The following is a 14379-nucleotide window of genomic DNA, read 5'->3' as shown; positions in this document are numbered from 1 at the left end:
ATGACCGACACCGTGGAGAACACCCAGCGGACCATGATCCCGGGCATGGGCGAGGAGGGCGAGAAGCTCACCGTCGCGCAGAACCCGGCCGCCCGGGCCGGGGGCCGGGAGCGCAACGCCGCGGGCTCGCGCGCCGATCGCCTCAGCTCCTTCGAGCTGTCCGACTTCCCCGTGCTCACGGGGCGCGAGGAGGACTGGCGCTTCACCCCGCTCAAGCGCCTGGGCGGGCTGCACCTGCCCGAGGGCGACGACGCGCGCCTGACCGGTGCCGCCCCCGCCGTGACCGTGGCCGAGCAGGCCGGCGTCACGGTGGAGACCGTGACGCGCGACGACGCCCGCGTCGGCTCCGTCCTGACCCCGGACGACCGCGTGTCCGCCGCGGCCTGGAACTCGGTCTCCGAGGCCACCGTCGTGACGATCTCCGGCGAGGTCGCCGAGCCGGTGCGCATCGACGTCGTCGGCTCCTCCGCCGACCCGGCCGCGATGCACCTGACCGTGCTCGTGGAGGAGAACGCGCAGGCCGACGTCGTGATCGCCCACCGCGGCACCGCCGTGCTGGCCCAGAACGTCGAGTTCGACGTGCGCCGCGACGCCCGCCTGAACGTGGTCGCGCTACAGGCCTGGGAGGGCGACGCCGTGCACGTCTCGGCCCAGCAGGCCTCGGTCGCCACGAACGCGCACTTCAAGCACGTGGCCGTGTCCTACGGCGGCGGCGTGGTGCGGCTGACCCCGACCGCGCGGTTCGCCGCCGAGCGCGGCGAGGCCGAGATGTACGGACTGTACTTCGCCGACGCCGGTCAGCACCTCGAGAACCGCCTGTTCGTGGACCACAACCAGCCGGACTGCGTCTCGAACGTGCTCTACAAGGGCGCCCTGCAGGGCACGGACGCGCGCACCGTGTGGGTGGGCGACGTGCTGATCCGCAAGGAGGCCGAGGGCACGGACACATACGAGAAGAACCAGAACCTGCTGCTCTCCGACGGGGCGCGCGCGGACTCGGTGCCGAACCTGGAGATCGAGACCGGCGTGATCGAGGGTGCGGGCCACGCGTCCGCGACCGGCCGCTTCGACGAGACCCAGCTGTTCTACCTGATGGCCCGCGGCATCTCCGAGACCGAGGCCCGCCGCCTGATCGTGCGCGGCTTCCTCAACGAGATCATCCAGAAGATCGGCGTCGGCGACGTCGAGGACGAGCTGACCGCCGTCATGGAGGACGAGCTGCGCATCGCGCAGCTCTGACCGACGCCCCGCAGACCCCACCGCCTTCCACCCGAGGAGAACCACCATGGCAACCCTGCAGATCACCGACCTGCACGTGCAGATCGAGACCGAGAACGGCCCCAAGGAGATCCTGAAGGGCCTCTCCCTGACCATCGAGACGGGCGAGACCCACGCGATCATGGGCCCGAACGGCTCCGGCAAGTCCACCCTGGCCTCGACCATCGCCGGCCACCCGCGCTACGAGGTCACCTCCGGCTCCATCACCCTCGACGGCGAGGACGTGCTGGAGATGAGCGTCGACGAGCGCGCCCAGGCCGGCCTCTTCCTGGCCATGCAGTACCCCGTGGAGATCCCGGGCGTCACCATGACCAACTTCCTGCGCACCGCGAAGACCGCGCTCGACGGCCAGGCCCCCTCGCTGCGCACCTGGACCAAGGACGTCAAGGGCGCCTTCGAGGCCCTGCAGATCGACCCGGCGTTCATGAACCGCAACGTCAACGAGGGCTTCTCCGGCGGCGAGAAGAAGCGCGCCGAGATCCTCCAGCTCGAGCTGTTCAAGCCCAAGTTCGCGATCCTCGACGAGACCGACTCCGGCCTCGACGTCGACGCGCTGCGCATCGTCTCCGAGGGCGTCAACCGCGCCCAGGCGAAGAACGAGATGGGCACCCTGCTGATCACCCACTACACGCGGATCCTCAACTACATCAAGCCGGACCACGTGCACGTGCTGGTGGACGGCCGCGTCGCCGAGTCCGGCGGCCCGGAGCTCGCCGAGCAGCTCGAGGCCGAGGGCTACGCCCGCTTCGAGAAGGCCGCGGCGGGGGCCTGAGATGACGGAGACCACGAACCAGGCGCCCACGGAGGACATCCGTGAGGCCCTCAAGGACGTGATCGACCCGGAGCTGGGCGTCAACGTCGTGGACCTGGGCCTGCTCTACGGGCTGCACTACGCCGACGACGGCGCGCTGCTCGTGGACATGACCCTGACCACCGCGGCCTGCCCGCTCACGGACGAGATCGAGGACCAGGTCTCCCGCGCGATCGGCACCATGGTGGACGAGTGGCGGCTGAACTGGGTCTGGATGCCCCCGTGGGGCCCCGAGCGGATCACCGAGGACGGCCGCGACCAGATGCGCGCCCTCGGCTTCAACATCTGATCCGGCCCGGACGACGACGGCGGCCCGTCACCTTCGCGCAGAAGGTGACGAGCCGCCGTCGTGCTGGGGGAGTGCGGACGGGCCCGCAGGCGCCCCGGCGCTCCCGGCTCAGATGTCCAGGGAGGAGGCCCGGAACGTGTCGCACTGGCGGATGTCCGGCTCCTGCTGGGAGCTCTGGTAGCCGCGCATGAACCAGGCCATGCGCTGCTCGGAGGTGCCGTGCGTGAACGCCTCGGGGTCCACTCGGCCGGTGTGGGTGGACTGGATGCGGTCATCGCCCACGGCGGAGGCCGCGTCGATGGCCTGGCGCAGCTGGTCCTGCGAGATCCGCTTGAGGAACGGCTCACCGGACTCGGGGTCCACGGTGGAGGCGGCGTGCCCGGCCCACATGCCGGCGAAGCAGTCGGCCTGCAGCTCCGCGCGCACGGCGCCGGAGGTCGGGCCGGTGGTCCCGTCCTTCGAGTGCTGCAGGTACCCGGTGACCTGCTGGACGTGGTGGCCGTACTCGTGCGCCACGATGTACTCCTCCGCCAGCGGTCCGCCCTCGGCGCCGAAGTCGGTCTGCAGCGTCTCGAAGAACGCGGTGTCGAAGTACATGGACTCGTCCGCCGGGCAGTAGAACGGGCCCGTGGCCGAGGAGGCGCTGCCGCAGCCGGTGCTCACGCCGCCCTGGAACAGGGTCAGCTGCGGCTGGCGCCACTGGATGTCCGAGAACTGGGCGAGGTACTCGCCCCAGAACTCGTCCGCGGCCTCGGTGGTCGCGACGACGCGGCAGTCGGTGTTCTGGTTGGCGTCCGCACCGCTGGCGCACTCCTCGTCCGAGAGGGGCTGGCTCTGGCCGCCCGAGCCCGTCTGCTGCTGGTACTGGCTCTGGCCGACGGACCCGCCGCCCGTGTCGATCCCGAGCTGCTCGGCCAGCCCGGGGGCGAAGATCGCGAGCAGCAACGCGAGCAGACCGCCGCCACCGCCGATGGCGATGCCCCGGCCCCCCAGCCCGCCGCCTCCGCCCGATCGGGCCCGGCCGGCGTCGATCTGCACGTTCTCGTTGAAGCTCATGGGGCCAGAGTGTAGACGGACTAGACTGGCCCGGCACCGCGCTGGCCCCCGCCCGTCGAGATCGGCCGGGCCCCGCCGGTGCACCCCTGTTCCTCCCTCGACCCCTGGAGTCTGACACCCCCATGCTGACCGTCACCGATGTCGAACTGCGCGTGGGCGCCCGTCTCCTCATGGACGAGGTGAACTTCCGCGTGGACAAGGGGGACAAGGTCGGCCTCGTGGGGCGCAACGGCGCCGGCAAGACGACGCTGACCAAGGTCCTGGCCGGCGGCGGGCAGCCCACGGCGGGCACGGTGACCCGGACCGGGCGCATCGGCTACCTGCCCCAGGACCCCAAGGTTGAGGACATGGACCAGTCCGGCCGCGACCGCATCCTCTCCGCCCGCGATCTGGACCAGACGATCCGCCGCATGCGCGAGGCCGAGGCCGGCATGGCCGCCGTCGACGACGCCGAGCGCGAGCGGGCGATGAACCGCTACTCCCGCCTGGAGGCGGAGTTCGAGGCCCGCGGCGGTTACGCGGCCGAGTCCGAGGCCGCCCGGATCACGTCCAACCTCGGCCTGCCGGACCGCGTCCTGGACCAGCCGCTGCACACCCTCTCCGGCGGCCAGCGCCGCCGCGTGGAGCTCGCCCGCATCCTCTTCTCCGACGCGGACATCCTGCTGCTGGACGAGCCCACCAACCACCTCGACCACGACTCGATCGTGTGGCTGCGCGACTACCTGAAGACCTACTCCGGCGGCCTCCTGATGATCTCGCACGACGTGGAGCTCATGGAGATGACCGTGAACAAGGTCCTCTACCTGGATGCGAACCGGCAGACCATGGACGTCTACAACATGACGTGGAAGAACTACCTCGCCCAGCGCCAGCAGGACGAGGCGCGCCGCCGCCGCGAGTTCGCCAACGCGGAGAAGAAGGCCTCGGCCCTCCTGGCCCAGGCCGAGAAGATGCGTGCCAAGGCGACCAAGGCCACCGCCGCGCAGAACATGATCAAGCGCGCCGAGCGGCTCATGCGGGGCGTCGAGGGCGAGCGCGCGGTCGACCGCGTGGCCGCGATCCGCTTCCCCACCCCGCAGGCCTCCGGCAAGACGCCGCTGCGCGCCGAGAACCTCTCCAAGTCCTACGGCTCGCTCGAGATCTTCACGGGAGTGGACCTGGCGATCGACCGCGGCTCGCGCGTGGTGATCCTGGGCTACAACGGCGCCGGCAAGACGACGCTGCTGCGCATGCTCGCCGGGGAGGAGACCCCGGACACCGGGGAGGTGCAGGCGGGCCACGGGCTCAAGCTGGGCTACTTCGCCCAGGAGCACGACACCCTGGACCAGGACGCGTCCGTCCTGGACAACATGCGCCACGCCGCCCCGCAGCTCGGCGACACCCAGGCGCGCACGCTGCTCGGCTCGTTCCTCTTCCAGGGCGACGACGTCGACAAGCCCGCCCGCGTCCTCTCCGGCGGCGAGAAGACCCGCCTGGCACTGGCCACGCTCGTGGCCTCGAGCGCGAACGTGCTGCTGCTGGACGAGCCCACGAACAACCTTGACCCCGCCAGCCGTGAGGAGATCCTGAACGCGCTGCGCCAGTACGAGGGCGCCGTGGTGCTCGTGACCCACGACGAGGGCGCCGTCGAGGCGCTCGACCCCGAACGCGTGGTGCTGCTGCCGGACGGGGTCGAGGACCTCTGGAACGACGACTACAAGGACCTCATCACCCTCGCCTGAGTGCGCGGACCGCCAAGGCGGAGGGCGGGCTCAGTCGAAGAGCGCGTCCTCGGCCTCCTCGTCCGTGAGCCGCCCGTCGCGCCGCCGCCGGACCGGCTTGGCACGGGGGACCCGGTGCGCGGAGAGCAGCCCGTCGTCCGCGGCGTCGTCGAGGGCGTCGGCCCGGTCGTTGCGGGCGCGCATCCACGCGGAGTACCCCCACACCCCGAAGCCCATGGCCGCGAACAGGTACCACTGGATCGCGTAGGACAGGTGCGGGCCCTCGTCGAGGGTGGGCTCGACGAGCTTCTGCGGCATCGACTCCACCGCCGGGTCCTCCGTGACCATGATCCCGTAGGCCGTCCCGGCCACGGGCCCGCCCACGGTGTCGGCGATCTCGGCGAGGTCGATCGAGGGCACCTGGCCGTCCGGGGCGTCGCGGTCCAGGGCCGGCTCCCCGGGCTTGACCCGCACCACGACCTCGGCGTGCCCGGCGGGCGGGGCCGGCACGGCGTCCGGCTGACCCGGGGTGTTGCCCACCGGGAGCCAGCCGCGGTCCACCACGACGACGGGGCCCTCGTCCGTCCGGAACGGCACGAGCACCTCGTAGCCGGGCTGGCCGGCGCGAGGACGGTTGCGGACGATGAGCGTCTCGTCGACGAGGTACTCGCCGGTCAGTGTCACGGGCGTCCACTCGTCCTCGGTCTGGAACGCGGTGAACAGCCGGGAGGCCTCGGCGAACGGGATCGGGTCGTCGTCGTAGTTCTCCAGGACGCGGTTGACGCGGTGCTGGACCTCCACGCGGCGGTCCCACTGCCACTGGGCGAGCGCGTGGCACAGGAACGCGAAGAGGATGCACACCGCGAAGCCGAGGATCCACGGGCCGGTGGCGAGGAAGCCGAAGCGCAGGGGAGGCAGGCGTTCGGCGTCGCGGGCGGTCGGGGCCGTCATGGGGGCGGGGGTGCTCATGGGCGCGGGGGCTCCTGCGGGGTCTCGGGCGTCTCGACCTCGGGCGCCTCCGTGGCGGGTGGGTCGAGTGGGCGGGAGCGCCGCAGGAAGCCGCGGGCGCTCAGGAAGTCGTCCAGGAAGGGCCGATGGTCCGCGCAGGCCAGCCAGGTCTTCACCCGGTCCGGGGCGTGGACGCGCGGGTTGTTCCACTCCAGGGCCCAGGCGGCCTCCGCGGTGCAGCCGCGACGCGAGCAGACCGGCCGCTCGGGCCCGTCCGCGGCGGCGCGCGGGGATCGGGTGGCGGAGGCACCCGCGGCGGGGTCGAGGCGGCCGGCCGCGAGGGCGCCCAGCAGGTCCATGCCCGGCTCGCCCGGGCCCGCCCCGATCACGCAGCGCCCCGTCCGGGCAGGCCGGGACCGCCGGCGGACGAGGACCCTCGGCCCAGCGCCCGGGGCGCACGGTCGCGCGGGTCGTCCACGAGGTCGCCGGTGAGCACGACCGGCTTGGGCGCCGCCGTGTCGTCGGGGCGGGGGGCCAGGGCGGGTCCCTGGGCGGGCACGGCGCGCAGGGTGCCGGCCTGCTGCGGGCCGGTGTTGTTCACGCGCACGACGGCGACGTAGGGCAGCACGACCGCGCCGAGGATGAACCCGAGCTGCCACCAGCCGTGGGTGAAGAGCGCGGCGACGAAGCAGGCGGTGCGGAGCAGCATCTGGACCAGGTAGACCTTCATGCGCGCCTGCCGGTCCGCGCTGCGGCCGGCGGCGGCGGTGGTGACCCCCTGGACCTCCGGTGTCGTCCCGCGCCCGGCGCGGGCGGGACGGCCGGCTCGGGAGCCGGCGGCGGAGCTGGTCATGGCGCATCCTCCTGGCACGTCGCGCCCTGCGGAGGGCCCCCGCGTGGCCGCGGACGTAGAGTGGTGGTTCACATGCCGGCGCGCCCGCCCTCGGCGGCGTCCCGCAGGACGGCGTCGACGGCGCCGCGCCGGTGCTTCAGTCTAGTCCCGTCCCGTCCGGAAGGTGTTCCCATGGCCGATCAGACCACCACGCCCGCAGCGGACGCGCAGGCCGCCGGCCGCAGCGTCCTCGTCACGGGGGGCAATCGCGGCATCGGCCTGGCCATCGCCCGGGCGTTCGCCGCGCACGGCGACCGGGTGGCCATCACCTCCCGCTCGGGGGAGGGGCCGGAGGGGGTCCTCGCGGTCCGGGCCGACGTGACGGACGCGGCCTCCGTGGACGCGGCCTTCCGCGAGGTCGAGGAGGTCCACGGCCCGGTCGAGGTGCTCGTGGCCAACGCCGGCATTACCCACGACCAGCTGCTGCTGCGCATGTCCGAGGACGACTTCACCTCGGTGATCGACACGAACCTCACCGGCGCCTTCCGCGTGGTGCAGCGCGCCACCAAGGGCATGATGCGCCTGAAGCGCGGACGCATCGTCCTGGTCTCCTCCGTGGTGGGCCTGCTCGGCTCGCCCGGCCAGGTCAACTACGCCGCCTCCAAGTCCGGCCTCGTCGGGATGGCCCGCTCGATCACGCGCGAGCTCGGCGCGCGCGGCGTGACCGCGAACGTCGTGGCCCCCGGCTACATCGACACCGAGATGACGCAGTCCCTCGACGACGAGCTCAAGGCCCAGTACAAGACGTCCATCCCGGCCGGCCGCTTCGCCGCCCCGGAGGAGGTGGCCGGCGTCGTGCGCTGGCTGGCCTCGGACGAGGCCGCGTACATCTCCGGGGCCGTGATCCCCGTGGACGGCGGCCTGGGCATGGGCCACTGACGACCACCGACCGCTGAGCAGACAGGAAGCACAGAACATGACCGAGCAGGACCTGGCCGGACGCGGCGTCGTCGTCACCGGCTCCTCCCGCGGCATCGGAGCCGCCACCGCCGAGCTGCTGGCCGCCCGCGGCGCGGGCGTCGTGGTGAACTACCGCCAGAAGGCGCCGCGCGCGAACAAGGTGGTGCAGAGGATCGAGGACGCCGGCGGCCGCGCCGTGGCCGTGGGCGGCGACGTGACCGTCGCCGAGGATCGGGCCGCGCTGCTGGACGCCGCCGTGGAGCACTTCGGCTCGCTCGACGTGCTCGTGCTCAACGCCTCGGGCGGCATGGAGTCCCAGTTCGGCGAGGACTACGCCCTGAAGCTCAACCGTGACGCCCAGGCCGCGCTGGCCGACGCCGCGCTCGAGCGCATGGGTGCCGGCGGGCAGATCGTGTTCGTGACCTCCCACCAGGCGCACTTCATCGACGAGGTCGCCACGATGGACTCCTACGAGCCCGTGGCCCGCTCCAAGCGCGCCGGCGAGGACGCCCTGCGCGAGCGCATCCCCGCGTTCGCAGAGAAGGGCGTGGGCTTCGTGGTGGTCTCCGGCGACATGACCGAGGGCACCATCACCGCCACCCTGCTCGACCGCGCCGAGCCCGGTGCCATCGAGGCCCGCCGCGAGGCCGCCGGCAAGCTCTACTCCGTGGAGGAGTTCGCCGCCGAGATCGCCTCCCTCGTGGGCCGCGAGGACCTCGAGGTCGGCCACACCGAGCTCGTGGGCGGCGCCGAGGACTTCCTCGGGCAGGACTGAACCGCACCACACCCCTGACGACGTGGGCCGGATCCGTGGGATCCGGCCCTCGTGACCTCCGGGCGCGGGCGCCTCAGAGACCCAGGAGCCACCGCAGGGGGGTGAAGGAGGGCACGTCGACGACGACGTCCGCGTGCTCCCGGAGGATCGGCTTTGCGCACAGCGCCACGCCGCAGCCGGCCGCCTCGAGCAGGTCGATGTCGTTGGCGCCGTCGCCCACGCCGACGGCCTGCTCGGGGGTGAGCCCTGCGTCCTCGGCCCAGGCGCGCAGCATGGCGGCCTTCGCCGCGCGGTCCACGACGTCGCCGAGCACCCTCCCGGTCAAGTGCCCGTCCCGCACCTCGAGCTCGTTGGCGCAGTAGGCGTGCACGCCCCACGCCTCGGCCAGCGGGGCGAGCACCTGGGTGAAGCCACCGGAGACCGCGCACACCCGGCCGCCGGCCGCGGTGACGGCCTCGATCAGCGCGAGGGCTCCGTCGGTGGGCCGGATGGCCCGCACCACATCCGCCACGACGCCCACGGGCAGCCCCGCGAGCGCCTCGACGCGCGCGTGCAGCGAGGCGGCGAAGTCGAGCTCACCGCGCATCGCCCGCTCCGTCACCTCGGCGACCTCGGCCTCGCGGCCGGCGTGGGCGGCGAGCAGCTCGATGACCTCCTGCCGGATCAGCGTGGAGTCCACGTCCGTCACCACGAGGGGCACCGGCGCGGCGGCGACCGCCGCCGGCAGCGTGAGCACGTCCCACCCGGAGCTCGGCTCCGGGGCCGCCGCCCACTCGTCCGCGGCGAAGCGCCAGCCCAGCAGGCCGTCGTCGATGAGCCGTTCGGCGTCGTCCGGCACGCCGACCGGGGGCGCGTCCGTGACGAGGAGGGCGGGGTCGGCGGTGACGACGAGGCGACGCAGGGTGCTCATGCGCGGCATCCTAGGCGGGGGTGTGGGCGCGGCCGGGCGTGCGTCGCATCGGCGACGCGCCGGCCGGCCGGACTAGGCTGGCCCCCATGACCACCCCCGCGCCTCCCGACGACTGGTTCCTCCCGGATGAGGACGCCGTGCTGCAGATGCGCCGCGTGCGCGTGCGCCGCGGCACCACCGACATCCTCGGCCCCCTGGACTGGACGGTCCGCGCGGGGCAGCGGTGGATCGTGATGGGCCCGAACGGCGCGGGCAAGTCGACGCTGCTCCAGCTGGCCGCGGCCCGCCTGCACCCGACCGCCGGCGACGTCGGCGTGCTGGACGAGGTGCTCGGCGCCGTCGACGTGTTCGAGCTGCGCCCGCGCATCGGCCTCTCCTCCGCCCAGCTCGCCGCCCAGGTGCCCGCGAACGAGACCGTGCAGGACGCCGTCGTCACCGCCTCCTACGGGATCACCGGCACGTGGCGCGAGCGGTACGAGACGGAGGATCGCGCCCGCGCGCTCGGCCTCGTGGCGACCTGGGGGCTCTCCCGCCTCGCGCACCGCGCGTTCGGCACCCTCTCCGACGGTGAGCGCAAGCGCGTGCTCATCGCCCGCGCCCTGATGACCGATCCCGAGCTGCTCCTGCTGGACGAGCCCGCCGCGGGCCTGGACCTCGCCGGGCGTGAGGACCTCGTGCGCCAGCTGACGGCGCTCGCCACGGACGAGGACGCGCCCGCGCTGGTCCTCGTCACGCACCACCTCGAGGAGGTGCCCCCGGGCTTCACGCATGCGCTGCTGCTGCGGGCCGGCGGCGTCGTGGCGGCCGGGCCCATCGAGTCGACGCTCACCGAGGAGCACCTCTCCGCGGCGTTCGGCACGGACCTGAAGGTGACCCGCACCGGCGGTCGGTACACCGCCGTGGCCCGGTGACGGGGCTGCTGACCGCGCAGCTGCTGGGCATGGACCTGTGGCAGGTCCTGCTCGTGCTGCTCGCGGGGTTCTGGGCCGGCACGATCAACTCGGTGATCGGCTCGGGCACGCTCGTCACCTTCCCGACGCTCGTGGCGGTCGGGTTCCCGCCCGTGACGGCGCAGGTCTCCAACGCGATGGGCCTGGTGGCCTCGGGCTTCTCCGGCACGTACGGGTACCGCCGCGAGCTGGCCCAGTCCCGGGTGCTCCTGCCGAAGCTGACCGTCGCGTCCCTGCTCGGCGGGGTCATCGGCGCCGCCCTGCTCACCACGCTGCCCCCGGCCGTGTTCGGCTACGTCGCGCCGGTGCTGCTCGTGGTGGCCCTGACGGTCGTCGTGCTGCAGCCGCGCATCCAGGGGTGGGTCCGGCGTCGGGCGGAGGACCAGGGGCCGACCCCCGGCGCGGACTCTCCCGTGCCGGTGGGCCCCGTGACCCCGACGCTGTGGACGCTCGTGTTCCTGACCGGCATCTACGGCGGCTACTTCGTGGCCGCCCAGGGCGTCATGCTCATGGCGATCTTCGGCGTGCTGCTGGTGGGCGGCACCCTCGTGCACGCCAACGCGGTGAAGACGTGGCTGTCGCTGGTGGTCAACCTCACCGCCGCCGCGTTCTACCTGGTCTTCGCCTTCGACCGCATCGATTGGCGGGCCGTCCTGTTGATCGCGCTCTCCTCGCTCGTGGGCGGGCTCGTGGGCGCGCGGATCGGCCGGCGCATCTCACCGACGGCCCTGCGCGTCACCATCGTGATCGTGGGCCTGGTCGGGCTGGTGGTCATGGTGATGCGGCAGGTCTCGGGTGGGTGAGGGCGGGACCCGCGAGGTGCGCCTGGAGCGGATCGAGGACCTCGCCGACCCCCGCCTGGCCCCCTACACGACCATGACGGACGCGGCCCTGCGCCGTCGCGTCGACGCGGAGCACGGCGTCTTCCTCGCCGAGTCATCCCAAGTGGTCCGCCGCGCGCTGGACACCGGACACACCCCGCGCTCCTTCCTGCTGGGGGACCGCTACCGCCGGTCCTTCGCGGACGTGCTCGCCGCCCATCCGGACGTCCCGGTCTTCACCGGACCCGACGACGTGCTCGAGGCCCTCACCGGGTTCCACCTGCACCGCGGCGCCCTGGCCGCGATGGACCGCCCCGCACCCCGGCCGCTCGCCGACGTCCTCGCGGACGCCCGGCGCGTGCTCATCGCCGAGGACGTCGTGGACCACACGAACGTGGAGTGTTCCAAACCACCGCAGGCTGGCGAACGTTCCTCGGATACCAGCCGACCTTGGCAGCCCAAGGTAGCAAAAAGCGAGGTCGACGATACGTTCGAGCTCAACTCTCGCGTGTCCAGTGGTGAGGAGCGGCGTAGGACGGGAGTTCCTGGCGAGAGTCCAGGGGGCCGACACGATCGTTCTGTCTCGAGTACGAAGCGCCGCTCGCGGATCGCTGTGCTTGAGGGCTTGGTGGATCATACGAACGTTGGGGCATGTTTTAGATCAGCTGCGGCACTGGGTGTCGACGCGATCCTGGTGACGCCGACGTGTGCTGATCCGTTGTACCGGCGGTCTGTCCGTGTGTCGATGGGTACGGTCTTCCAAGTGCCGTGGACTCGCGTTGATGACTGGCCTGCCAGCATCCAGGTGCTTAAGGACGCTGGATATGTCGTGGCGGGCATGACACTGGGGGAGGGCGCAATCACGCTCGATGAGTTGGTCGCCGAGGACCACGACAATCTCGCACTAGTATTCGGCAGTGAGGGGCATGGGCTGACGCCGCAGACCGACAGACTGCTTGATCGGCGCGTGACGATTCCGATGATGCATGGCGTGGACTCGCTGAACGTTGCGGCGAGCTCAGCGGTGACGTTCTACGCGACGAAGTAGTTCAAGGATTCAGCTATCCGATCCAGCCGACGTCCTGCGTGCCTTTATGGCATGGTCGGGTGGAGCTCACTTAGTCTGGTGGCTGTTAGATGCGCGCGAAGGAGACAGCATGGCCCGCCGGAAAATGAATGCTCAATCTACGACCCTGTACAGATTGAGGCATACCGCCAAGCTCGAACATGCTGTCAAGAAGAAGTACCGCGATGAACGCTCCGTCGTCACCGAGCCCTGCAAGGTGGCGGATCGTGACGCCCTCCTCGTATATGGCCATGTAGGGGCCGATGGCCCCGTGAAGTGGGCAAGTCGCGTCCACCAACTCACTGGCGTGACAGTGGAAACAACCAACACAACGGCAGCAGGCGTTCTCTTGCTTCGCGCGAATGATGAAGCTGATACGCCTACCTGGGGATTGTGTTGGGGTATGGGTTGGCTGCTTTTGGATCAGAGTCACGTCGACGGCGCGTTCGGACAGAGACTCGCGCTGAGATCCGTTGATCCGGACCTGCTGAGCTCCCTGACTCGGACAGTACTTGACGAGAGGGCAAAGATCGATCGGTCGTCCATTCCCGCAGGTGCAGGACTGACTGGATTCGGCATCGGTGGTTTCGGTGAGCTGGTCACTCGAGTCGTTGGAAAGGCCGAGATCAAGGGTCTTACCATCGACAAGCCGTTTCGCGTGAGAGGGGCGGACGCCCTCTCGGTGCCACTCGGACTCACCCCCACAGAGCTGGTTTCGGATCTTAAGGTGCTCGAGGCCCTGCTCTCTCAAAAGCCTCGCGCAGAGCTGCAAGTGCTTGAGCAGCTCGTACCGGTTAAGAAGAAAACCTCGTTACATGACAAGCTGGAAGAGCACCTTCGAGCCGAGCTAAAGAAGTCCCCCGACGTATCTAAGATCGCCGTTACGTGGCCCCATGAACACCTAAGCGAGAATAAGCCGCCCGAAGCGTTCCGAGTAAAACGAGGCGGAGGCACCGCTCTGCGCGCCGGCCTACCTACTGCGGCACTGATCATCGACTTGATGAAAGACCGCGAAATTTCGTTCATGGATACCATTAAAATCCAGCTGTTCGGTGACGCGGAGGGCGAGGAGCCCGTAAGTAGTGATATCCCGCTTCGAAAGTGGGTGGCCTTTGAGAAGGAAGAGTCTGGGCGTCGCTACTTCCTGCATAACGGGCAGTGGTATGCGATGGACCTTGACTACGCGAAGCAGCTCGACGACCACGTTAGGAACATCTTTGCGAAACAGGCTGGCGTGGCCATGCCAGCTTGGTATGCGCCTGATGACGAGGAGGCTTATAATCGTAAGGCTGCGCAGGCGCTCGGCGCGGTGTTGATGGATCGGAAGCTCGTGCAGACAACTCAGAATAAGCGGGGCTTCGAGCCGAGTGACCTCATTACGACGAACGATGTGTACGTGCACGTAAAGTCGGCTTCCTCCTCCGCGCCGCTGAGTCACCTCTTCGCCCAAGGCGGCAACTCTGCCCATGCACTGCAGTACGACGAAGAGGCACGCAAGCAACTGCGCAGCCGGGTCCAGCAGCGCGGCGGCAATGAGGATCTGATTGGCGCGAAACCACGAAAGGTCGTGTACGCCATTCGCTCGAAACGCATAGGCGAATCACTTACAGCGGACGACCTCTTCAGCTTTAGTAAGGTCTCACTGGTCAGAGTATTCGACGAGCTGGAAGCCCGCGGTATCGAAGTGAGAATCGCAAGTATTGACTACCTGCCAGAAGAATAGTCAATTACGCTTGGGCGTTGTGGAATCTACGTTCAGGCTCGTCGACTTGTGAAAACGGTCGCGATGGTCGTGGGGTGTCGAACCAAAGAATTAGCCGGTCTTTCCTAGCTAAGTATGTGTAGTGCCACGGTCCCATCGGCCTGACGTGCCGTTCGCTCTAGACCGTTCCGCATCTCTGGTAGCCCCATGCCGTGGTACGACGCGCCGGACCCGACCGATGAACCCGGAAGTTAAGCAAGGGGCATATCGAGACATACTCG

At 70.3% G+C, this 14379-nt stretch carries 15 protein-coding genes; 10 read left to right on the top strand and 5 right to left on the bottom strand.

All coding sequences use genetic code 11. From position 1 onward, the window contains the following. Genes sufD through AUV08_RS06520 form a run of 3 tightly spaced genes read left to right on the top strand, consistent with a single transcriptional unit; the run spans nt 1 to nt 2378 of the window. Nucleotides 1-1239, top strand: coding sequence for a Fe-S cluster assembly protein SufD (gene sufD / locus AUV08_RS06530; RefSeq protein ID WP_061867964.1), 1239 nt, complete (start codon nt 1-3; stop codon nt 1237-1239). Nucleotides 1240-1285: 46 nt separating this feature from the next. Beyond that, nucleotides 1286-2050: a Fe-S cluster assembly ATPase SufC gene (gene sufC / locus AUV08_RS06525; protein WP_061867965.1), complete on the top strand. Its 765-nt coding sequence runs from the start codon at nt 1286-1288 to the stop codon at nt 2048-2050. A 1-nt stretch (nt 2051) separates the two neighbouring features. Then, nucleotides 2052-2378 (top strand): metal-sulfur cluster assembly factor, encoded by a 327-nt coding sequence (locus tag AUV08_RS06520; RefSeq protein WP_002855327.1) that lies wholly within the window; start codon nt 2052-2054, stop codon nt 2376-2378. 108 nt (nt 2379-2486) lie between these two features. Here the strand turns inward: AUV08_RS06520 and AUV08_RS06515 are convergent, their stop codons facing one another. Continuing rightward, complete coding sequence (locus tag AUV08_RS06515) at nt 2487-3434, bottom strand: neutral zinc metallopeptidase (RefSeq protein WP_061873149.1); 948 nt, start codon at nt 3432-3434, stop codon at nt 2487-2489. A 122-nt stretch (nt 3435-3556) separates the two neighbouring features. Between AUV08_RS06515 and abc-f the strand changes: the two genes are divergently transcribed. Then, nucleotides 3557-5155 (top strand): ribosomal protection-like ABC-F family protein, encoded by a 1599-nt coding sequence (gene abc-f / locus AUV08_RS06510; protein WP_061867247.1) that lies wholly within the window; start codon nt 3557-3559, stop codon nt 5153-5155. A gap of 30 nt (nt 5156-5185) precedes the next feature. Here the strand turns inward: abc-f and AUV08_RS06505 are convergent, their stop codons facing one another. Genes AUV08_RS06505 through AUV08_RS06495 form a run of 3 tightly spaced genes read right to left on the bottom strand, consistent with a single transcriptional unit; the run spans nt 5186 to nt 6935 of the window. Then, nucleotides 5186-6103: an SURF1 family protein gene (locus tag AUV08_RS06505; protein ID WP_061867248.1), complete on the bottom strand. Its 918-nt coding sequence runs from the start codon at nt 6101-6103 to the stop codon at nt 5186-5188. Then, complete coding sequence (locus AUV08_RS06500) at nt 6100-6471, bottom strand: hypothetical protein (protein WP_061867249.1); 372 nt, start codon at nt 6469-6471, stop codon at nt 6100-6102. Before AUV08_RS06500 ends, AUV08_RS06505 begins: the two co-directional genes overlap by 4 nt. Next, the gene (locus tag AUV08_RS06495) at nt 6468-6935 is read right to left on the bottom strand and encodes a DUF3099 domain-containing protein (RefSeq protein ID WP_061867250.1); all 468 of its coding nucleotides are present in this window, start codon (nt 6933-6935) and stop codon (nt 6468-6470) included. The genes AUV08_RS06500 and AUV08_RS06495 overlap by 4 nt, the downstream gene beginning before the upstream one ends. Nucleotides 6936-7106: 171 nt before the next feature. Here AUV08_RS06495 and AUV08_RS06490 point away from each other — a divergent pair, with 171 nt between their 5' ends. Together AUV08_RS06490 and AUV08_RS06485 are read left to right on the top strand one after the other, a co-directional pair. Further along, on the top strand, nt 7107-7853 hold the full coding sequence (locus AUV08_RS06490; RefSeq protein ID WP_036315234.1) for a beta-ketoacyl-ACP reductase: 747 nt from the start codon (nt 7107-7109) through the stop codon (nt 7851-7853). Between the two features lie 37 nt (nt 7854-7890). Next, nucleotides 7891-8649 (top strand): SDR family oxidoreductase, encoded by a 759-nt coding sequence (locus AUV08_RS06485; RefSeq protein WP_061873148.1) that lies wholly within the window; start codon nt 7891-7893, stop codon nt 8647-8649. Between the two features lie 73 nt (nt 8650-8722). Here AUV08_RS06485 and serB read toward each other — a convergent pair whose 3' ends face one another. After that, nucleotides 8723-9559, bottom strand: coding sequence for a phosphoserine phosphatase SerB (gene serB / locus AUV08_RS06480; protein ID WP_061867251.1), 837 nt, complete (start codon nt 9557-9559; stop codon nt 8723-8725). An 86-nt stretch (nt 9560-9645) separates the two neighbouring features. Here serB and AUV08_RS06475 point away from each other — a divergent pair, with 86 nt between their 5' ends. From AUV08_RS06475 to AUV08_RS11780, 4 genes are all read left to right on the top strand, one after another. Next, nucleotides 9646-10470, top strand: a complete 825-nt coding sequence (locus tag AUV08_RS06475; protein WP_061867252.1) for an ABC transporter ATP-binding protein — start codon at nt 9646-9648, stop codon at nt 10468-10470. After that, nucleotides 10467-11312 carry a sulfite exporter TauE/SafE family protein gene (locus tag AUV08_RS06470; protein ID WP_061873147.1) on the top strand — a complete coding sequence of 282 codons (846 nt, stop codon included), beginning with the start codon at nt 10467-10469 and terminating at the stop codon, nt 11310-11312. The genes AUV08_RS06475 and AUV08_RS06470 overlap by 4 nt, the downstream gene beginning before the upstream one ends. 16 nt (nt 11313-11328) lie before the next feature. Then, entirely contained in the window at nt 11329-12378 is a 1050-nt protein-coding gene (locus AUV08_RS06465; protein ID WP_061867325.1) for an RNA methyltransferase, read from the top strand. A 109-nt stretch (nt 12379-12487) separates the two neighbouring features. Then, nucleotides 12488-14119, top strand: a complete 1632-nt coding sequence (locus AUV08_RS11780; protein WP_158530791.1) for a DUF6119 family protein — start codon at nt 12488-12490, stop codon at nt 14117-14119. Nucleotides 14120-14379 lie beyond the last annotated feature (260 nt).

The organism is Micrococcus sp. CH7, from assembly GCF_001595485.1.
GTDB classification, from domain to species: domain Bacteria; phylum Actinomycetota; class Actinomycetes; order Actinomycetales; family Micrococcaceae; genus Micrococcus; species Micrococcus luteus.
Note: the sequence above shows the minus strand (reverse complement) of the source record. Positions and strands in the feature narration are given on the sequence as shown.